Origin of the sequence: Nocardia sp. NPDC005998, assembly GCF_040614395.1 — a bacterium.
Taxonomy (GTDB): domain Bacteria; phylum Actinomycetota; class Actinomycetes; order Mycobacteriales; family Mycobacteriaceae; genus Nocardia.
Genome location: NZ_JBEXUI010000010.1, coordinates 62,536 through 82,322, shown reverse-complemented (window position 1 = coordinate 82,322; position 19,787 = coordinate 62,536). Strand labels below are relative to the sequence as shown.

At 65.6% G+C, this 19,787-nt stretch carries 17 protein-coding genes; 11 read left to right on the top strand and 6 right to left on the bottom strand.

The genetic code is table 11. From position 1 onward, the window contains the following. Positions 1-209 precede the first annotated feature (209 nt). Entirely contained in the window at positions 210-671 is a 462-nt protein-coding gene (locus ABZ293_RS16390) for a hypothetical protein (RefSeq protein WP_355181305.1), read from the top strand. Here the strand turns inward: ABZ293_RS16390 and ABZ293_RS16385 are convergent. Beyond that, complete coding sequence (locus ABZ293_RS16385; protein WP_355181303.1) at positions 668-1,915, bottom strand: cytochrome P450; 1,248 nt, start codon at positions 1,913-1,915, stop codon at positions 668-670. The two genes, ABZ293_RS16390 and ABZ293_RS16385, sit on opposite strands and share 4 nt — an antisense overlap. A 248-nt stretch (positions 1,916-2,163) precedes the next feature. Between ABZ293_RS16385 and ABZ293_RS16380 the strand changes: the two genes are divergently transcribed. Then, on the top strand, positions 2,164-2,490 hold the full coding sequence (locus tag ABZ293_RS16380; protein ID WP_355181301.1) for an SDR family oxidoreductase: 327 nt from the start codon (positions 2,164-2,166) through the stop codon (positions 2,488-2,490). Continuing rightward, positions 2,487-4,226: a bifunctional 3'-5' exonuclease/DNA polymerase gene (locus ABZ293_RS16375; protein WP_355181299.1), complete on the top strand. Its 1,740-nt coding sequence runs from the start codon at positions 2,487-2,489 to the stop codon at positions 4,224-4,226. The genes ABZ293_RS16380 and ABZ293_RS16375 overlap by 4 nt, the downstream gene beginning before the upstream one ends. A 30-nt stretch (positions 4,227-4,256) precedes the next feature. On the opposite strand, the gene ABZ293_RS16370 is transcribed toward ABZ293_RS16375, so the two are convergent. Beyond that, entirely contained in the window at positions 4,257-4,889 is a 633-nt protein-coding gene (locus tag ABZ293_RS16370) for a glyoxalase (protein ID WP_355181297.1), read from the bottom strand. 164 nt (positions 4,890-5,053) lie between these two features. Between ABZ293_RS16370 and ABZ293_RS16365 the strand changes: the two genes are divergently transcribed. Both ABZ293_RS16365 and ABZ293_RS16360 read left to right on the top strand, forming a co-directional pair. Continuing rightward, a complete protein-coding gene (locus tag ABZ293_RS16365) occupies positions 5,054-7,411 on the top strand; it encodes an arylsulfatase (protein WP_355181295.1) in 2,358 nt (785 codons plus the stop codon). Positions 7,412-7,758: 347 nt separating this feature from the next. Then, the gene (locus tag ABZ293_RS16360; protein ID WP_355181294.1) at positions 7,759-9,105 is read left to right on the top strand and encodes a family 1 glycosylhydrolase; all 1,347 of its coding nucleotides are present in this window, start codon (positions 7,759-7,761) and stop codon (positions 9,103-9,105) included. 40 nt (positions 9,106-9,145) lie between these two features. Here the strand turns inward: ABZ293_RS16360 and ABZ293_RS16355 are convergent, their stop codons facing one another. Next, on the bottom strand, positions 9,146-9,844 hold the full coding sequence (locus tag ABZ293_RS16355; protein ID WP_354956023.1) for an AIM24 family protein: 699 nt from the start codon (positions 9,842-9,844) through the stop codon (positions 9,146-9,148). Positions 9,845-10,037: 193 nt separating this feature from the next. On the opposite strand from ABZ293_RS16355, the gene ABZ293_RS16350 reads away from it, so the two are divergent. Further along, positions 10,038-11,465 (top strand): serine hydrolase domain-containing protein, encoded by a 1,428-nt coding sequence (locus ABZ293_RS16350; protein ID WP_355181292.1) that lies wholly within the window; start codon positions 10,038-10,040, stop codon positions 11,463-11,465. 78 nt (positions 11,466-11,543) lie between these two features. Here ABZ293_RS16350 and ABZ293_RS16345 read toward each other — a convergent pair whose 3' ends face one another. Further along, positions 11,544-12,275, bottom strand: a complete 732-nt coding sequence (locus ABZ293_RS16345; RefSeq protein WP_355181290.1) for a helix-turn-helix domain-containing protein — start codon at positions 12,273-12,275, stop codon at positions 11,544-11,546. 10 nt (positions 12,276-12,285) lie between these two features. Between ABZ293_RS16345 and ABZ293_RS16340 the strand changes: the two genes are divergently transcribed. Beyond that, the gene (locus tag ABZ293_RS16340) at positions 12,286-13,257 is read left to right on the top strand and encodes a zinc-binding dehydrogenase (protein WP_355181288.1); all 972 of its coding nucleotides are present in this window, start codon (positions 12,286-12,288) and stop codon (positions 13,255-13,257) included. A gap of 285 nt (positions 13,258-13,542) precedes the next feature. Next, positions 13,543-13,989: a hypothetical protein gene (locus ABZ293_RS16335; RefSeq protein ID WP_355181286.1), complete on the top strand. Its 447-nt coding sequence runs from the start codon at positions 13,543-13,545 to the stop codon at positions 13,987-13,989. Positions 13,990-14,110: 121 nt separating this feature from the next. Here the strand turns inward: ABZ293_RS16335 and ABZ293_RS16330 are convergent, their stop codons facing one another. Continuing rightward, positions 14,111-15,496, bottom strand: a complete 1,386-nt coding sequence (locus ABZ293_RS16330; RefSeq protein WP_355181284.1) for an FAD-dependent oxidoreductase — start codon at positions 15,494-15,496, stop codon at positions 14,111-14,113. A 335-nt stretch (positions 15,497-15,831) separates the two neighbouring features. Further along, positions 15,832-16,455, bottom strand: a complete 624-nt coding sequence (locus ABZ293_RS16325; protein WP_354956009.1) for a TetR/AcrR family transcriptional regulator — start codon at positions 16,453-16,455, stop codon at positions 15,832-15,834. Positions 16,456-16,612: 157 nt separating this feature from the next. Here ABZ293_RS16325 and ABZ293_RS16320 point away from each other — a divergent pair, with 157 nt between their 5' ends. The 3 genes from ABZ293_RS16320 to ABZ293_RS16310 all read left to right on the top strand — a co-directional run bounded on the left by ABZ293_RS16320 (position 16,613) and on the right by ABZ293_RS16310 (position 19,666). Beyond that, positions 16,613-18,007 (top strand): MFS transporter, encoded by a 1,395-nt coding sequence (locus tag ABZ293_RS16320; RefSeq protein ID WP_355181282.1) that lies wholly within the window; start codon positions 16,613-16,615, stop codon positions 18,005-18,007. Beyond that, the gene (locus tag ABZ293_RS16315) at positions 18,004-19,242 is read left to right on the top strand and encodes an FAD-dependent monooxygenase (protein WP_355181280.1); all 1,239 of its coding nucleotides are present in this window, start codon (positions 18,004-18,006) and stop codon (positions 19,240-19,242) included. Before ABZ293_RS16320 ends, ABZ293_RS16315 begins: the two co-directional genes overlap by 4 nt. 184 nt (positions 19,243-19,426) lie before the next feature. Beyond that, positions 19,427-19,666, top strand: coding sequence for a hypothetical protein (locus tag ABZ293_RS16310; protein WP_355181278.1), 240 nt, complete (start codon positions 19,427-19,429; stop codon positions 19,664-19,666). The last annotated feature ends 121 nt before the right edge of the window (positions 19,667-19,787 follow it).

The following is a 19,787-nucleotide window of genomic DNA, read 5'->3' as shown; positions in this document are numbered from 1 at the left end:
GTGGGCGCTGCTGATGGCTGCAGGGTCGACCGGGGTAGATCGTCGAATCAACCACTGCCACAACAGAAGCCGACGGTGCCGTGGTTGAACTGAGGGCCGGTTATCCCCGGGAGGAGGCGACATTCGTTGAACGGAAACCGCTTCCGAACCCAGCCAGTAGGGGGTCGCCCAGGTCTATCTGGTACTTCGAGGTTGATAGGAGAATTTTGGTGAAATCACGTGCCTGGTCGGGTTCGGTGGGAATCACTGCCATCTCTTGCGTCTCCGCGGCGATAGTTGGCGGTGCGCCCGCTGCTTTTGCCGATCCGAGCACGCCGTCGGACGCGCTGTGCACGATGACCTACCCGACGCCGGACGACTTCTCCGTCCGAGCATCCAGCGAGGCGTCCGCGGTATCCGACCACGGGTCGTTCGATCTGACACTGCGTACCGACTCTCAGTCGCAGACCGGATATGAACAGAAGTTCTCGGTTACCTGGGCGAACCTGGACACTGGTCGCAGTGGGCAGTCAGACGTCACTGCCCGAGTGCAAGGCCACGACAACGTGTTGTCCATACCAGATGTGAAGACCGAACCGGGGCGGATTGCTTTGGTGCTCAAGACTTTCAACCACGGAACCGGCCAGAACTACACCAACGGTGAGTGCAGTGCGGAGTATGTAGTGCGCTAGGACTGCTGCGGTAATGGCGGCGATTGCGGGAAAGCGACCGGCAGCGCGGTCAGCGCCCGGTGGAACGGACCCGGCCGCCAGGTCAGTTCGCCGGGCGACACCGCGAGGCGGATCTCGGGCAATGCGTCGAGCAGTTGGTCGATGGCTTCCTGAGCGATCAGATATGCCAGGGAATTCGCGGGACACACATGCGGTCCAGCGCCAAAGGCCAAATGGGATCGATTGCCCGCGTATTGGTTCGCGGCAATCGTCGGATCGGTATTGCAGGCGGCAATACTGATGACGACCGGCTGATTCGCGGGCAGCCAGACATCATCGATCAGGATCGGCTGGCGCGGGAATGTGAAACAGAAATTCGCCATCGGCGGATCGTTGAACAACACCTCGTCGAGTGCGTCCCGGGTGGATAGGGTCCCGCCCAGCACACTGCCGCCGAAGCGCTCATCGGTCAGGATCAACAGCAGCGTATTGACGATCAGGTTCTGCTGCGGCTCGATGCCCGCGCCGTACAGCGTGCCCAACTGGTGCACCATCTCGTTATCGCTCAGCCCGGCCGGATGCCGCAGCATCCGCGTGGTGATATCGTCGCCCGGCTCGACCCGCTTGAGCTGGGCCAACTCCAACATCGCACCGGCGAGCAACTGGTTGCCACGCTCGGCGTCGACACCCTCGAAGATCGCCGCCATCCCGGTCGCCGCCTGCTGCGCGATCTCGGCCGGACATCCGAGCATGGCATTCAGCACCGCGAAGGCGAGCGGAAATGCGTACTGGCGCACCATATCCGCGGACCCATTGGCACAGAACTCATTGATCAGCGGCACCGCGAGCTTGGCCACCGTATCGTGCAGGCCGTACTGATCGACCTTCTCCAGACCAGCGAGATTGGCCTGCCGGTATCTGGCATGCGCGTCACCGGCATTGCGCAAAGCATTCGGCCGCCACTGCATCATCGGCAATACCGGGCAGTCCGCGGGCACATTCTTCTGCCATGCGCGCGGATCCGCCGGAAAGTGGTCCGGATCATTGAAAATCCGCAACGCCGTGTAGTAGCCGACCACCAATGTCGCGGGCACCCCCGGCGCCAGATCCACCGGCACCAGCGCCCCGTATCGCCGCCGCATCTCCCGATACACCGCGTGCGGATCCGCCGCGAACTCCGGGGTGTACAACGACACCCGGGGGCCATCGGTGTCGATCGGCGAGGTGAGCGGAGCGCGACTGTGTGCTGGCGATGGCATCGTCATCGAGAAAAACTCCAGGCGTTTCGAAGAATTGGCCCCGTGAGCCTAAGCACCCGGCACTGCGCGCGCACCCGGAACATCGAAACCTCGGCCCGCGTGGCTCATCCGCAAGGCCTCCTGCTGCGTGCTGCCGCCGAACCGGACGATCCCGCCCGCGTTGTCAATATCGGCTCGGTGGACGGCATCCGCCCGTCCGAGCTGGACAATTGCAGCAAGGCCGCCGTCCACATGCTCACCCTCCGCCTCGCCAAATGCCTTGTCGCCAAAGCGATTACCGTCAACGCCATCGCCCCGGCCTTTCGAGAGCAAGACCCGACGCCGCCCGCACGCACATCGCGCAGACGGTCCCGCTCGGCCGCATCGGCAGGCCCGACGATATCGCCGGACTGGTTACCTTCCTGGCCTCGCGCGCTGGCTGCTTCCGCACCGGCACCATCATCGCGCTCGACGGCGGAATCACCGGCTGGACCCAGCTCCCCTCCGACGATGCGGGAGCGGCCGACTCATCACGCAGTCCGTCCAGCCTTCGGATCGGCTCGCATCGGGTACCGCTGTTCACGGTGGCCAAAGTTTGGTGAGTCCCTTCGAGGCCGCTACCGAGGTGGGTGTCGAAGGCCGTCGCCCTGGTGCAAGACTCGACAACGTGCGGTGGGCGGTGGCGGAAACGGGCGACGGAGGTGCCCGGCTGTGCCCACTCGATCAGTACGGTCGGCCCGCCGGACCGGTGCTACACGAGCCCTCGCTCGCCGAGGCGGTGCGCGCACGCCCCGAGGTCGAGCGATGGGTCTGGCGATCCACAGCCGAGATCTACCGACCGCTGCTGGCGGTCGGCGTGCGGGTCGAGCGCTGCTACGACGTGCAGGCCGCGGAGGCCCTGCTGATCGGCCATGAGCAGGGCCAGTCTGGCCAGGCCCACTCGCTGGCGGCCGCGTGGGCGCGACTGCACAACCTGCCCGTCCCGCCGGACGCGCCCGCACGTGCCGCAGAGACCCAGCCGTCGCTCTTCGATTCCGGCCCGGTACCACTGCCACCCGGCACGGACGAATTCGACGCCCTCCTCGAGGTCTACGCCGACCAGCTGGCCCGTACGGCGAAGACCGAAAATCCGGAACGCATGCGGCTGCTGCTCGCCGCCGAATCGGCGGGCATGCTGGTTGCCACGGAGATGTCCCGCGCCGGAATACCCTGGCGCGCCGACGTCCATCGCGAACTGCTGGACAAGCTACTGGGTGAACGCTTTCCCGGTGGGCTGGAGCCGCGCCGGATGGCGGAGTTGGCCGACGAAGTGTCGCGCGCCTTCGGGGCGGGTGTGCGGGTCCGGCCGGACCTGCCCAACGACATCATCCGTGCCTTCGCCCGCACCGGAATCTCGTTGTCCTCCACCCGAAAATGGGAGCTCCAGCAGATCGATCACCCCGCGGTAGCGCCATTGCTCGCCTACAAATCGCTGTACCGCTTGTACACCGCCCACGGCTGGTCCTGGCTCGAGCAGTGGGTACACGGTGGTCGCTTTCGTCCCGAATACCTGCCCGGCGGAACGGTTTCCGGCCGCTGGACCACCAACGGTGGCGGCGCCCTGCAGATTCCCAAAGTGATCCGCCAGGCGATTCGCGCGGACCCGGGATGGCGTCTGGTAGTCGCCGACGCCGACCAAATGGAACCGCGAGTACTTGCCGCAATCTCCCGCGACCCGGGATTGATGGCGGTGGCCGGTCGCGACGAAGACCTGTACGCGGCGCTGGCGGAAAGTGTCTTCGGCGGCGACCGTGCCCAGGCCAAAATCGCCCTACTCGGCGCCATTTACGGCCAGACCTCCGGCGATGCCCGCACCCATATGGCCGAACTCCGACGACGTTTTCCGGCCGCAGTGGCGTACGTCGACGATGCGGCTCGCGCCGGTGCGGAAGGCCGCCTGGTGCGCACCTGGCTGGGGCGCACCTGCCCGCCGGTCTCCGTCGCATCGCCCGACCCATCCCACGAGCAGGAGCAGTTCGGCGAGTACGGCAACACCTCCGCAACGCGCGCTCGCGGCCGCTTCACCCGTAATTTCGTGGTGCAGGGCAGCGCCGCCGACTGGGCCCTGCTGCTACTGGCGGGTGTGCGTCATGCGATGGCTCGCGCCGGGCTCCGCGCCGAACTGGTCTTCTTCCAACACGACGAGGTAATCGTGCACTGCCCAGCCGAGGAAGCCACGGCGGTCGCCGAAATGATCGCAACCGCGGCGCAGAACGCAGGCCGCATCGCCTTCGGGCCGACACCGGTGCGGTTCCCGTTCACAACAGCGGTGGTGGAGTGCTATTGGGATGCCAAGTGAGGAAGCGCGCGAGATCCTTCCCCGACCGGCTCAGGCCGGTGCGACCTCCCAGGCGAACCCGTCCGGGTCGGTGCAGGGCCCGATACCGCCGCCGATGACGATCCGATGCGACCCGGTGCCCTCCGCAGGAACGCCCGCATCCTTGGCAGCGGCACGCCGCCCGTACAGCGCCAACTTCACCGAAGACGGCGCCGCATCGAACTCGACGTACTTGCTGCCGAAACTCTTCGCAACGGTCAATCCGCGATCGACGTAGAACTGCTTGGTCGCCTTGACATTGTCGACCCCGAGCAGGACCACGAAATCGTCGATCTCGCGGGTGGCCGGACCGGTGTCCTTCTTCGCCGACGTCGCGATCTTCCAAATCGCCCCATCCGGAGCCTGCACGACGCCGCCATAGCCCCAGAAGCTCTTCTTGGCCTGCTTCAGTGTCGTCGCACCCGCCTCGACAGCGGTACCGATGAGGCTGTCGACGGTACTCGGCTGCGACACCACGAGCGACAGGATGAAGCCGCGAAAGCCGCTGGTCGGCGTCTCGGAAGCGCGCACATGCACCTGGTCGCCGAGACCGAACGCGGCGGTGTAGAAAGCCGCGGCGGCCGCGGCGTCGGGCACCTCGAGGATAACGGATTCGATAGCTGCCTGATCAATGGTGATGTTCATGGCAGTAACGCTATTTTCCGCCCGGTAACCAACGCTTCTCGATTCCTGATCGCTTTTTCCATGTCCCTCGACGGCACTGTTCGGATCCCCCGTAGCGACCCCTTGGCAACCACCGACGGCCAGTGCTTGGCTGAGAAAGGGGAGAATCACAGAGGAGACATACCATGACCAAACCGTTCAGGGGTGTAGTCAACCTCGACATTCGCGACTCCGTCCCGGACTGGGGTCCGTACGAGCAACCAAAAGCGCCGCCCGGCTCTCCGAATGTGGTGTACATCGTCCTCGACGACGTCGGATTCGGCGCTCTCAGCTGTTACGGCGGGCCGATCGATACTCCGAACATCGACAAGATCGCCGCGAACGGTCTGCGCTACAGCCAGTGGCACACCACTGCCCTCTGCTCACCGACCCGCTCCTGCCTGCTGACCGGGCGTAACCACACCACCAACGGGATGGCCTGCATCAGCGAAGCGGCGGTCGGATTCCCGGGTGCGAACGGGCACATCCCGCCCGAATGCGCCACCCTCGCCGAGGTTCTGGTCGAGCACGGTTTCCGCACAGCGATGGTCGGCAAGTGGCACCTGTGCCCCGAGGACGAGATGAATCTGGCCTCCACCAAACACAATTGGCCCGTCGGCCGCGGCTTCGAACGCTTCTACGGCTTCCTGGGTGCCGAGACCAATCAGTGGTATCCCGACCTCGTCCACGACAACCACCCCACCCAGCAAACAGCCACTCCGGAGCAGGGTTACCACTTCAGTGTCGACATCACCGACAAAGCCATCCAGTACATCGACGACGTCAAAGCAATCCTCCCCGAGCGACCGGTCTTCCTCTACTACGCGCCGGGCTGCGCACACGCACCACACCAGGTGCCCCGCGAATGGGCCGACCGCTACCGAGGCCGGTTCGACGACGGCTACGAGGCCATGCGTCAGCAGACCCTGGCACGGCAGAAAGACCTCGGCCTTGTCCCCCACGACACCGAACTGCCCCCGCTGAATCCGATCGGCACCCCCGACACGCGTACCGGACCCGACGGCCAGCCCTTCCCACCGCTGGACTACACGCGCCCCTGGAACACCCTCTCCGGCGACGAGAAGCGACTCTTCGCCCGCATGGCGGAGGTGTACGCGGGGTTCCTGTCGCACTGTGACGATCAGATCGGCCGGCTACTGAACTACCTCGAGGACATCGAACAACTCGACAACACGATCATCATGCTGGTTTCCGATAACGGTGCCAGCGGCGAAGGCGGCCCCAACGGCTCGGTCAACGAGAACAAGTTCTTCAACGGCATCGCCGACGATATGGCCGAGAATCTGCGGATGCTCGACGAACTCGGCGGCATCAGGACCTACAACCACTACCCGAACGGGTGGGCGATGGCGTTCAACACCCCGTTCAAGATGTGGAAGCGGTATTCGTTCAACGGCGGCACCTGCGACCCGTGCATCATCTCGTGGCCTACCGGGATCGCCGCCCGCGGCGAGACCCGCGACCAGTACCACCATGCCGTGGACCTGGTCCCGACCGTGCTGGACTGCCTCGGGATCGAACTCCCGGCCACGGTCAAGGGGTACACCCAGCGCCCGCTGCAGGGCGTGAGCATGCGGTACAGCTTCGACGCGGCCACCATCCCGACGGCCAAGCACACCCAGTTCTATTCGATGCTCGGCACCCGCGGCATCTGGCACGACGGCTGGAAGGCCGTCACCACCCACCCCGCCGTCAGCGGCTGGGGCCACTTCCCGGAGGACACCTGGGAGCTCTACCACGCCCAGGTCGACCGGTCGGAGTTGCACGACCTCGCCGCCGAGCAGCCCGGGAGGCTCACCGAACTGGTCGGGCTGTGGTTCCACGAGGCCGGTGCCAATCAGGCGTTCCCGCTCGATGACCGGTCCGCCGTCGAGGTGCTGGCCACCCCGCGTCCGCAGCTCGCGGCGCCGCGCAACCGGTACGTCTACCGGCCGGGTGGGGCCGAGGTGCCCGAGTCGGTGGCGGTCAATATCCGCAACCGCTCCTATTCGATCGGTGCACTCGTCGACATTCCCGGACCGGGTGCGGTCGGGGTGCTGTTCGCGCACGGCGGCCGGTTCGGTGGCCATTCGCTGTACGTCAAGGACAACCGGCTGCACTACGTGTACAACTTCCTCGGCAGCGAGGAACAGCGAATCGTCGCCACCGAGGACCTGCCGACCGGCGAAAATGTAATCCTGGCAGCCTCTTTCGACAAGGACGGTGAGGACCCGCCCGGCACCGCCCGCGGCACCTCGAGCCTGTTCTACGGGGATCTGAAGGTCGGCGAGGGCCGGATCCGAACCCAGCCCGGCAAGTTCACCCTCGCGGGCGAGGGTCTCACCGCTGGCCGCGACAGCGGGGAACCTGTCACCGACGACTACCCCGGCACCGCGCCCTGGGCATTCACCGGCGGCACCCTGCGCCGGGTGGCCGTCGACGTCAGCGGCGAACCGTACGTCGACCTCGAACGCGAAGCCGCCGCCATGCTCTCCCGCGAATAACACCATCGCCCCCGTCACCCGGTCCGCCATACCGGGTGACGGTCACGGAGCGCTCGGCCAGATCCAACGCCGTCCGAAACCAGGACAACGGCCCAGTCGAAGGCGTCAAGACGAAAACCGAACTGCCCGAACGGCGAACGTATGGCCGCACCGGATTCTCAGGTGCCGCCCAACACCTTTCGATCAGCCGAAACCAGTAGCGGTTCGGCCCACGCGGCTATCGCTGGCACCGGGTCGAGATCGGCGTGATGGTACCGCGGAACCGACCCGGACGGAACGCGAAACAGTTTGCCGCCCAACATTCCTGATTCATCCATCGCCGACCGCGATCGCGTTACCCTGAGTCGATGCGATCCCGGCTCCATCGATACGTTCTGGCCGCGCTCGCCGCCGCCGCGTCGACATTGCTACTGTGCACGCAATCCTCGGCCGTCCCGCCGATCCGGTCGAACACCGCCCTACCGGTGCTGGACCCGGATTTCCTCTGGGGTGTCGCGGCCTCCGGATTCCAGTCCGAAGGCCATGCGCCAGATAGCAACTGGACGCGGTACATCGCGAACTCCGGCGACGACGAACTGCACGATTCGGTCGACTTCTACGACCGATACGCCGCCGACATCGACATGGCGGCCGCGCTGGGTGTGAAGGTGTTCCGCCTCGGGATCGAATGGGCTCGTGTGCAGCCCGCGCCGGGCGCGTGGGATGGCGCCGCGTTCGGTTTCTACGACGCGGTGATCGCAAAGATCGTGCAGGCCGGGATGCGACCGATGATCACGCTGGACCACTGGGTCTATCCCGGCTGGGCCGCCGACCGCGGCGGCTGGCGCAACCCGGGCATGGTCGGGGATTGGCTGGCCAATATGCGCACGGTCGTCGACCGCTATGCATCCCGAAATCCACTGTGGGTCACCGTGAACGAGCCGGTCGCCTACATCGTGCAAGAGACCCGCCGGGGCGCCGCGAATGCGGACGAGATGCTCGACCGGGTCGCGCAGGCCCACAACGCCATCTACGACTACATCCACCGGATCCAGCCCGATGCCCAGGTGACCAGCAATGTCGGCTATGTGGCAGGCTCGGAGGCCCAGGTCAACGGCGAGTTCATCGATCGCATTGCGGACCGGCTCGACTACGTGGGCGTCGATTACTACTCCGCCTACGACCCGGTGCAGCCGCTGCTGAGCTCCATCACCCGGGCCATCGGATCGGCGATGCCGGAACTGCCCGGACAGCGCATCTGGGAGCTGCCGGTGCGCACCGAGGGCATCTACTATGCGCTGCAATACTATTCGCGCCGTTTTCCGAACAAACCGCTCTACATCGTCGAGAACGGTATAGCCACCGAAAACGGTATGCCCCGAGCCGACGGCTACACCCGCGGCGATCACCTTCGCGACACCATCTACTGGATCCAGCGCGCGAAGGCCGACGGCATGAACGTCATCGGCTACAACTATTGGAGCCTCACCGACAACTACGAATGGGGCAGCTACACACCACGATTCGGCCTCTATACCGTCGACGTGCGCACCGACCCGACCCTCACCCGCCGCCCGACCGATGCGGTCGGCACCTACACCCAGATCATCGCCGCAGGCGGTCTCCCCGCGGACTTTCGCCCCACCCGCAGCCCAGCGATCTGCGTGTTCGTCGACCCCCCGGCCAGCTGCCTGACCCCGGCCGCAAACCCGTAACGCGCACGCCGCCGAGGGCAGGTCAGAGTCCAGTAGCGGGTCAGTTCGCGTTGGGCTGTGGGAGATATGGGGTCAGTGCGTGCGCGAGGTTGCTGATGGTCAGTGATTGCAGCCAGACGCGTCCAGGGCCGGTCAGCGCGGCCAGGAACAGGCCGTCGCCGCCGAAGAGAATATTGCGGATGCCGCGCAGCAGCGTGATGTCGAATCCGACAGTGGCGTCGAACATTCCGACGTGGCCGGGATGCACGCGCAGCGTTTCACCGGGTGCGAGGGTGTATTGCACAACTTCGCCGGACAACTCGACCCAGGCCTGCCCGGCGCCGCTCAAGCGCTGCAGGGTGAATCCGGCACCGCCGAAGATGCCAGCGCCGAGGCGGCGTTGAAAGCTCAGCGTGACGCGCACATCGCTGGTGCCGCACAGGAATCCGTGTCGATGCACCAAGTACTCGCGGCCGGGCTCCAGTCCGATGGGCAGGATCTGGCCGGGCAGCTTGGCCGCGAATGCGACCCGGCCCGGATATTTGGACGCGGTGTATTCGGTCATGTACCAGCCCGCCCCGGCGGCGGCGCGTTTGACCGCCCCCAGCAGTCCGCCCGAACTCGACAGCCGAGATGAGGTGTGCAGCCGGATCGAGTCGGTCATCCAGGACAACTGCCCGGCCTCGGCGACCAGGCCCTCACCCGGGGTGAGCAAAACCTCGAGGACCGGCATCACGGTGCCGATAATTCTTGCGTCCATCCGGTACTCCGGTTCCGGCGAGGCATCGTGATGCCTTGGACTACAACGACATCCACCAGGGTAGGCGCTCGACGTCCACCGTGCCGGCCCGTGCCCGGACACCCGGCTACCGATCGCGGCGAGGCGCCGTATCAGATGAATAGACGGAATGGGCTTGACCTTGCCCCTGGGGCAAGCTTCGACGATGGTTCGCATGAACGACGCACTGCATCTCGTCGAAACCCGGATCCGCGAGCAGGCCGCCGCCTACTGCGAGTCCAATAACGTCCCCGGATTCGTCGCTGGCGTCTACCACGCCGACCGGCAGATCATCGTCGCGCACGGCACCGCGAACCTTGCCACCGGCGCACCGATGCACATGGACACCGGATTCCTGTTCGGCTCGGTGACCAAGGTCCTGACCACCACATTGGTCCTCCGGCAAGTCGAGCGTGGACTGTTGGACCTCGACACTCCAGTAGTGACGTACCTGCCCGAATTCGCCCTGACCGTGCCGGGCGCGACGGACAAGATCCTGGTGCGGCACCTGATCTCGCACACCAATGGCATCGATGCGGATCTGTTCTTCCCCGATGCCAAGGGCCGCGACGCACTGCGTACTTACGTCAACGGACTCGCGAGCAGCTGCGGCACCCTGTTCGAACCCGGAGAGCAGCTCAGCTACTCCAATGGCGGCATGATCGTTGCGGGCCGGCTGCTCGAAGTGGTGACCGGCCTGTCCTTCCCCGACCTGCTGGAGCGCGATATCTACACACCCGTCGGCATGCAGAACTCCAGCACCTCGGCCGAGCAGGCCATCCTGCGCAGCACCGCAATCGGCCACTTCCCGGACCCGGAAACCATGGCGGCCAGGCCAACTCGCATGTTCATGCTGCCCGACACCTGGGGGCCAGCGGGTGGCACACCGATCGGCACCGTCGCCGACCTGCTCGCCTTCGGGCGCACCCACCTCGCGGGCGGCGTTTCGCCATCCGGCACGCGGGTCCTGTCGAGCGAGTCGACCACACTGATGCAACAGGTCTCCCACGATATGGCCACCCCGAACGTCCCCCCGATGGGCCTGGGCTGGGTGCGGTATCCGTTCGGCGACACCACTGTCCTCGCCATGTCGGGCGCATCGCCGGGCGGTGTGTCCATCCTGTGTGTCGTACCCGAACACGACCTGGTCTTCACCGCCTTCGGCAATACCTCCGGGGCGATCATGCTGCACGACCAGATCCTGCAGTGGCTGCTGCGCGAACACCTCGGCATCCAGATCCCCACTCTGATAACCGAATCGGAGCCCGACATCGACCTCACCCCCTATGTGGGCACCTACCGCTCCAACCAGCTCCGCATCGACGTGAGCATTGTCGACGGCCAGCTCGAGGAACGGATGACCTACGAACCCGCGGACGAATCGCAGGCGCACATCTTCACCGAATTCGCTGGCGGTACGACCGCCGCCGCACGGCGCTACGTGCCGATCCGCCCCGGCCTCTTCGCACCCGCCGGATACCCACTGGAGACGTTCGACGGATACCTGCGCCTGTTGCTCGTCTCCTACCACGACATCCGCGACGGCCGAGCGCGCTTCCGCAATGGCGGCGGTCGCCTGACCCGGCGGAACCATTCGGAATGAGCCGACCGCGGCGACGCCGCCTACAACTCCTGCGACCGCTCGATAATGCCGATGACATGGCGTTGAGGCGCTGCCTGGTCACCCTGCGTCTGGTCTGTTGGTCTGGTGTCGGGGTATCGAGTCCGCGGGCATCAATCGTGGTATCGGCGGCAGTGGTGAGGATGCGGGGGAAGCCCGGAACGCTTGGATCATGAGGGCGGCGAAGCGTCGGGAGGCCGCGATGCGTGCTGCCGGCGTGCTCGCGTGGATGCCGTTGTTGGCCATGATCATGAGGATGAGGTCGTCCAGCACTATGTCGGGGCGCAGGCGCCCGGTGTCCTTGGCGCGGCGGATCAATGCGGCGGCACCGGTCAGCGAGGACGTGCGGATCGCAGCGAAATCCAGCGCGTGCGGGTAGGCGGACATGAAGGCCGCGGTGAAGCCGTGGTCGCGTGCCAGCAGCTCGCAGAGCTTCTCGATCGCGAGGCAGAAGCCGTGCCAGGGATCCGGGTCGGCGAGCCCCTCGTCCACGATGGACCGGCAGGCCAGCATCTGATCGGTGAGCGCCTCGGCGACCAGCATCTCCTTGGTCGGGAAATGGCGGTAGAGGGTCGCGGGTCCGACCCCGGCCCGCCGGGCGATCTCCCGCATCGGCACATCCAGGCCGGCGCTGACAAATACCGTGCGAGCTGCCTCGAGGATGCGTTCGCGATTGTCACGCGCGTCCGAACGCTGTGTGTGAGGCAAATGAGCAGTCACCGCTCTCACTTTAGCTAAACGGACGGGGCCGTCCGTTACGGTCCGCTGGTTGGTTCCGATCGAGAAGAACATGGAGAAACCGGTGAAAGCAGTGATGGTCCCAGCGTTCGGAGGTCCCGAAGTGCTCGCAGTGGTCGACCTCCCCGACCCGCATCCGGCCGCCGGGCAGGTGTCGATCACGACCGAGGCGATCGGCGTGGGTGGTCTCGACGCCCTGATCCGAAGCGGCGCGCTGGCCGCGTACGGCGCCATACCCGGTCGCGTCCTCGGCAGCGAGGTCGCGGGGACCGTGACCGAGGTCGGCGAGGGCGTCGACACCGCGTGGGTCGGCCGGCGCGTATGGGCGCTCACGGATGAAAGCGGCGGCTATGCCGAACAGGCCGTCGCATCGGCCGAGACGCTCGTCCCTCTCCCGGCGGACCTGTCGGCCGTCGACGCAGTGACGCTCGGCAGCTCGGCAATGGTGGCCCACTTCGCCCTGCGCCATGCCCACTTCGCTCGCGGTGAGTCGGTGCTGGTGCGCGGTGCGGCCGGTGGTATCGGGGTCATGGCGGTCCAGCTCGCGGCTCGTGGCGGCGCCGGCGCCGTGGCGGTCACGACCTCGTCGGCCGAGCGTGGCGCTCGCCTGCGCAAGCTGGGCGCGACCCACGTGCTCGACCGCGCCGGCCGGGGTGCACAGGACGCTCCCGCGGGCTACGACCTCATCATCGACATCGTTGGCGGGTCGGATCTGCCTTCGTTCTTCGCCAAGCTCGAGCCGAACGGTCGCATGGTGGCCGTCGGCGCGATGGCAGGCATGCCACCAGCGGACTTCGGTATGGAGATGGTCGCGGCGTTCCGGAAGTCGATGTCGTTCGCGACCTTCAGTGCCGACACCGTGCCCACACCCGAGCGATCGGCCGCGACCGCCGAACTGTTCGCTGCCGCCGGTCGTGGCGAGCTGGAAGCAGTTGTGCACGAGGTGCTTTCCCTGGATCAGGCTGTTGTGGCCCACCAGAAAATGGAAGCTGGCGAGGTGTTCGGCAGAATCGTGCTCATACCATCGGCGCGATAGCCGACACCGCATCTCGCCGCCGCACAGATCCGCCAGACCCCACCGCCTTCCACTCCTAAAAGCGACGGAAGATGCCGTCGTCGTCGACGGCATCGGCGTACCTGCTCGACTGCGCTCCCGGGCAGACCGTCCAAGATGGCTCGCAGGCGGCGAACCCGACCGGCTCCCCGAACCCGAATCCCTACCTCCTGGCCACTGACCTCCGTCTGGTCTCGGGCTCGGGTACCGATGAGTCCGATCATCTCGCGGCGTCGATATCAGTAATCCACCGGAGAGGAGAGCACGATGAATCAGTCCACCAACGAATCGGCACGCAAACGCCTGCAGGTCCTCGTCGGGGAATGGAGAATGCAGGCCGGACCTGCCGGCGGGCCGCCGTGGCCGGGTGCGGGCCGCGTCACCTTTGAATGGCTCACGGGCACACCGCTGTTGGTCCAACGCTGGCATATCGACCTGCCCGAGGCTCCCGACGGCGTCGCCGTCATCGGTTGCGATGGAATGAGCGACACCTACTACCAGCTCTACACCGACGACCGGGACGTTCAGCGAATCTACGCGATGACCCTGACCGACGACATCTGGATGCTGCAGCGCGACGGCGAGCCGTTCGCACAGCGATTCACCGGCAGATTTTCCGACGACGGGACCACGATCCAGGGGCGCTGGGAGCTAGCCGAGGACCGAAGGAACTGGAAGACGGACTTCGACCTGACCTACACGAAAATCACCTAGAGCGCAGGAGGCTCAGTCTGGGAAGGCTCATGGAAGCGTCCCCGAGTGCGTGCAGGTCTTGAATCGGACCGCGAGCGCGTGCCGACAGAACGGACCGAACGGTCCTGTAGCACAAGGGCTTTCAACGATCAGTTGACCTTCCTCCGGCCACGGTCACGGTTTCGTGTTCCATTACTTCGCTCGCTGCCCGCTCACCCGAGCGAATGGCCCCATCGACCCAACCACACATGACCGCAGAACTCTCCGTTCCGGCCCAATGGACGCGGCCACAAGGTTTGCGCAGGGCATGACCGAACTGCGTCAGCACACCGGTCGGTGCGTGACTGAGCATCCCGCCACCGGAGTAGCGCTCCACACTCCAGTTCTGCTCGATGTAGTCGACGGGTGAACCGGCCTTGTCGCCGAACCGCTCGACGAGTGCACCGAGTATTGCCGTCTTCCGCTCGGCCTCATCGAGTTGTCCGATCTGCCGCGCGATGGGCCCCTCGGTGATCACACACATGATCCCGGGTCGCCCGGTGTCTGTGCAGGCATCGATGGTGATCGTTGCCGGCGACCCCGGGGCAGCCGACTGTCCCGACAACCCGTCACTACGCCAGAACGGTTCGTCATACACGGCAGCAATCTTGACGATCGAGCCGCTCGGCATCCGCTGATGCAAGAACGATCGATCGACCGGCAGCATCGGCTCGTAAATAATCTGGCTGGCAATCGCCAGGGGAACCGCCACGATCACCCGGCGTGCCCGCACGGTCAACTCGTCGGAGCGCACCGTCACTCCGTCGGCATCCTGCTGGATGTGCCGGACCGGCTGCAACACGTGGATCGAATCGCCGATCTCAGCCGCCATCGGCCCGGAGATGGCACCCATCCCCCCAACCGGTCGAGCATCCTGGCCGCTGTCCTTGACCCCCAAGACGAAGCCGGGCCCGCCGCCCGACGCCATCTGGTACAGCACGAACAGCAACGACACCTCCGACGCGTCGGAGGTATAACAGCCAGCGATCGCGGTATCGAGGAGCTCATGGGCGGGCCCGGACAGCGTGTTGCTATCCAGCCACTGCGCCAAACTGACCCGATCCCACTTGTCGGCATTCTTCGCCGACCACGGAGCTTCCAGGGGAATCGACTTGCACATATGTCCCAGCTCGAGCAGCACCGCACCGAGGTTCGTTGCCGCCCAAGGGCTCATCGTCCACGGGATCGTGCCCGTATAGCGATGTTGCTTACCGTCGACCATCATCATGGCCTCGCCGTCGGTGTACTGCTGGTAACTCGATACCCCGAACTCGTTCATCAATGCATAGATCCGGTCCTGCCCCGGCCCGATCCAGGCGCCACCCCGATCGATCCAGGACCCGTCCGCGCGCACTTCGGTGAACGTGCGCCCACCGAGCCGGTCGCGGGCCTCCAGCAGCGCCACCGATCGCCCCGCCTGTTTCAGCCGCAGCGCGGCCGTCAATCCGGCAAATCCCCCACCAACTACGCAATAGTCGACGTCTGTCATGGAACCCCGCCCTCGTGTTGAAGTTCCGCGCAAGGCCGCCGCGCAGCCGCGCACTGCTTACCGCACCCCCGATACAACGGGTGCAAAATCGCCTTCGATCAGGCTCGAATTATCCAGCAATTCTATAGCAATCACGGCGGCGCCCCAGCTCTACTAGAACATCGGCGATGCGCGAACACCCCTGTCATTGCCGCATACCGGGCTCTAGGCGCTCCGGGTTGGTGGTCGGTGATGCACAGGTAGCGAGCATTCGAGGCAATATCCGAACGATCTGCATACCGCGCCGCCGGTCACGCGCTCATCACGCCCTGGGGCGTGGAACATCCACGCGCGCCCTACTTGGCCCGGTACGCCCGGAGAAAGGTCCGCACTCCCTCGACGATGAGTGGCCGAACGCGGGAGTCCTCCACGGCATTCGCGGAACCGAACCTGTTGATCGCGACTCCGAAGGTCAGCGCGATGAACTGGTCAGCCGCAAGTCTGGCGTCGGTGACGTCGAGCAGCCCGGCCGTAGCGAAGGCGGCAAACCGCTCGGCAAGCGCCTCGTCAGGGGTGTCGGCCATGGGGTTTTCGCCTTGGCGGCCGGGTTCCGCCCGGACCAGTCGTTGCAACGTTGCGTACTCCGCCGAGCCGAGCATGTCGTCCGCAATGCGCATCGAGAATGTGACCAGAACGTCCTCGAGGTCGGCGGCGTCGGTGTGGTCGGTGAGGGTGTCGTCGAGGATGCGCCGGACCGTGGTGATCAGTGACTGGCCGACGGCATCGACGACTGCTTGCAGCAGCGTCTGCTTGTCGCCGAAGTAGTCGTAGACCGTCCGCTTGGACACCTCGGCCCGAGCGGCGACCGCGTCGAGGCTGGACCGGTCGAATCCGTCGGCCAGAAACAGTTCTCGGGCCGCGGAGAGGATGGCGGCCCGCTTCTGCGTGGACCCCTCGCGCAGTGTCTTCGTGGTCGGCATGGCCATATCTTAGCTCGACTACACTGCACGGTGTAGTGTAGTCTCCGGGACAGACCCGTTCGCACATGCACACCTGCTCCGTCCCGGCGGAGCCACCTCGGGTACCGCTTCCCCGGGTTCACCAATGGCCGCTATGTCCGCGAGGAAAAGGACGTTCATGACCACAACCCTGGCTCCCCCGGTCCGCATCGGGAAAGCCGCTGTCGGGGCCCTCGGCATGCTGGCAACAGCCACCGGGGCCCTGGAGTCGGTAGTGACACCGACGCTCCCGCTGTTGCAACGCGAATTATCGATAAGTCCTGCTCGCGGGGCCCTACTCAGCATCACAATGCTCATCACCGGCGCTCTCGTCACGCCCGTCGCGGGCAACCTCGGTGACCGCTACGGCGCGAAATGGGTCATGCTCCGGCTGATGGCGGTGGTCTCGGCCGGTGGTCTGGTGTCCGCGCTGGCACCGAACCTGCCGGTGCTGCTGCTCGGTCAGGTACTGGAGGGCGCGATGGTCGGCGCAATGCCGCTCTCGTTCATCCTGGTACGCAAGCACCTCCCAACGGGAGAGTCCCAGGTGGCCATCGGGGTGGTCAGCGGGCTGTTCGTGGGCGGCGGCATGCTGGGGACCCTGATGGCCGGGCCCATCGCGGAAGGGCTGTCCCGGCACTGGATGTTCGCGATACCGACGATCGCGATCGTCGTGGCGACCCTATTCGTCCACCAGCTGATGCCGAACGATCCGCCAGCCCGATCGGATGCCAGGATGGACTGGCCCGGCCTGGTTCTCCTGAGCGGCGTTCTGCTGACGCTCATGTTCGGGCTCTCGATGGCGCCCAGCGCCGGCAGCCAGCCACTCGCGCTCGGCGCCCTCGTCGTACTCTTGGCCCTGCTCGTGACCGGATGGATCTTTGTCGAACGCCGGTCACCCTCGCCGATGGTCGATCTGCACCTGCTGGCGCAGCCTGCGATGTGGAGCTCCTATGCGATCACATTCGCCGTCTGTGTAGGTACCTCGGTGTCGATGTATCTCGTTCCGCAACTGTTCGCGGTGTCCGCCGGCGGGTACGGCTTCGGGGCCAGCTCCACCGACATCGGGCGGTACCTTTTGCCCGGCGCCGTCGCGGCGGCGATCAGCGGGCCGCTCGGCGGGGTCGCGGCGCGACGTTTCGGCTCGAGTGCCGTGGTCGCTGCCGGAATCGGCGTCATGGCGGCCACGTTGGTCGCCCTGGCGTTCCTGCACACCGAGGTCTGGCACCTCATCATCGGCAAGGCGCTGATCGCCCTGGCCAGTGGTGTCTGCATCACGGCGATGGTCGTCAAGACCGCCACCTCTGTCGATCACGGCAACACCGGCATCGCCACCAGCCTGGTCCTGGTGACCCGCGTGATCGGCTTCGCCGTAGGCGCACAGGTCAGCGGTGCCATCCTCACCGCCGGGACCCACCCCGGGATGGAAGACCCGGCCGAGTCGGCCTTCATCACCGGCTTCATCATCGCAGGCGCCGTCACAGCGCTGTCCCTGCTTGTCGTCCGCACCATGCGCAAAGGAATCGAGCAATGACCCGCACCGATCTGTTGACGGATATCCGCACCACGCCGAGGCGCAAGGTCCTGATATCCGGGGCCAGCATCGCGGGTCCCGCCCTCGCGTTCTGGCTGAACCGCTACGGATACGCAGTCACGGTGGTGGAGAAGGCGGGCACACTTCGTAGCGGTGGTTACCCCATCGACGTACGCGGCACCGCACTGGAGGTCGTCCGGAGGATGGGGATCTTGCCACAACTGCAGGATGCACAAATCGACTCACGTCGGTTCACCTTCCTCGACGGGGACGCCAGCGTGGTGGCCTCGGTCAACCCGCATACCGTCGACGGCAGTGTCGCGGGACGGGACCTCGAGGTCCGGCGCGGGGACCTGACCGACGCTCTTTACACGGCGGTCCGTGACGACGTGGAGTTCTTGTTCAACGACTCCATCCACACCCTCGACCAGTCCGACCACGGGGTCGACGTCACCTTCCGCGGGGGCAGCAGACATACGTTCGACATGGTGTTCGGTGCGGACGGTCTGCACTCACATACCCGGGAGCTCCTGTTCGGCCCCGAGGAGCAGTTCCACCGATACCTCGGGTACTGCTTCGCCGGGTTCACCATGCGCAATACCTTCGGCCTCTCCCACGAGATCATGATGTGGAACACCCCGGGCAGAGCCGCGGCTCTCTACGCCGTAGGAGACAGCGACGAAGTTCACGCCTTCCTGAACTTCGCCCACCCGGAACCACCATTCGACGCGTTCGGTACCCCAGAAGCCCAACGGGACCTGGTCGCCGCGATCTTCGCCGACGCGGGATGGGAAGTCCCGGGCATGATCGCCGCCATGCGCGACGCGGATGATCTGTTCATCGACATGGTCAGCCAGATCCGCATGCCTCGCTGGTCCAGCGGCAGAGTCGCGCTGGTGGGCGACTCCGCGTACGCACCCTCATTCCTTACCGGACAAGGCTCCAGCCTCGCGCTCGTCGGTGCGTACATGCTCGCCGGTTCCCTGGCCGACCGGGATGCCGCCGCGGGCTTCGCCGCCTACGAACACAACACCCGTGAGTTTGTGACCGTGAACCAGGACCAGATCGGCGAGGGCGGCGCCACACTCTTCCCCACCACCCCTCAGGCCCTGGAACAGCGCAACAACATGCTGCGCAATCTCAGCACCATGCCCGCCACAGAGGGACGACCGGCCCACTCGGCCCTCACCCTGCCCGAATTCATGCCCAGACCGACACCTGGACGTTGCCCCTGAGACCAAAGAAGATGTGGCGAGCACTCATATGATCTGGCGGTGGGGTGACGTGAGGTGCTGGGTTGGTACCCACGACCCGTGGCTCAGAGAATCCGACCCGATCACTGATCGACCGCGGCATCGCAACCCTGATCAGGTCTGCGCTGTCAATCCCCCCACGTTCACGCCAAAGCAGGGAAGCTCAGTGCCCGACAACATGTCCGCGACCGAAGAACTCATCCGCGCGACCGAACGCTCCAGACTCGCCGCCCTCATCGACGTCGACATCGACACCGCGATCACTCACCACGCTGCCGACTTTCAGCTCATCACCCCGATCGGCGCGGCCCTGACGCGAGATAAATACCTCACCGCCGTAGGCGCCGGACGGATCAACTACCTCGTGTGGGAGCCAGACCGATCAGCGTGCGCCTCCTACCGGTGAATTTTAGGGCACCTACCGAGTGCCTCGGCAATCCCGATTCGTCCGCAATTGTCCAGTTTTGCAACAACTTTCGAGACAACCAGCGCAGAAACCATCCGAGAGAAACCGGGAGAATCCGGGC

Coding starts and splice junctions, on each gene's coding strand:
- ABZ293_RS16385 (WP_355181303.1), bottom strand. CDS start 1,915: ATGACGATGCCATCGCCAGCACACAGTCGCGCTCCGCTCACCTCGCCG.
- ABZ293_RS16380 (WP_355181301.1), top strand. CDS start 2,164: ATGCCTTGTCGCCAAAGCGATTACCGTCAACGCCATCGCCCCGGCCTT.
- ABZ293_RS16370 (WP_355181297.1), bottom strand. CDS start 4,889: ATGAACATCACCATTGATCAGGCAGCTATCGAATCCGTTATCCTCGAG.
- ABZ293_RS16365 (WP_355181295.1), top strand. CDS start 5,054: ATGACCAAACCGTTCAGGGGTGTAGTCAACCTCGACATTCGCGACTCC.
- ABZ293_RS16360 (WP_355181294.1), top strand. CDS start 7,759: ATGCGATCCCGGCTCCATCGATACGTTCTGGCCGCGCTCGCCGCCGCC.
- ABZ293_RS16355 (WP_354956023.1), bottom strand. CDS start 9,844: ATGGACGCAAGAATTATCGGCACCGTGATGCCGGTCCTCGAGGTTTTG.
- ABZ293_RS16350 (WP_355181292.1), top strand. CDS start 10,038: ATGAACGACGCACTGCATCTCGTCGAAACCCGGATCCGCGAGCAGGCC.
- ABZ293_RS16345 (WP_355181290.1), bottom strand. CDS start 12,275: ATGTTCTTCTCGATCGGAACCAACCAGCGGACCGTAACGGACGGCCCC.
- ABZ293_RS16335 (WP_355181286.1), top strand. CDS start 13,543: ATGAATCAGTCCACCAACGAATCGGCACGCAAACGCCTGCAGGTCCTC.
- ABZ293_RS16330 (WP_355181284.1), bottom strand. CDS start 15,496: ATGACAGACGTCGACTATTGCGTAGTTGGTGGGGGATTTGCCGGATTG.
- ABZ293_RS16325 (WP_354956009.1), bottom strand. CDS start 16,455: ATGCCGACCACGAAGACACTGCGCGAGGGGTCCACGCAGAAGCGGGCC.
- ABZ293_RS16320 (WP_355181282.1), top strand. CDS start 16,613: ATGACCACAACCCTGGCTCCCCCGGTCCGCATCGGGAAAGCCGCTGTC.
- ABZ293_RS16315 (WP_355181280.1), top strand. CDS start 18,004: ATGACCCGCACCGATCTGTTGACGGATATCCGCACCACGCCGAGGCGC.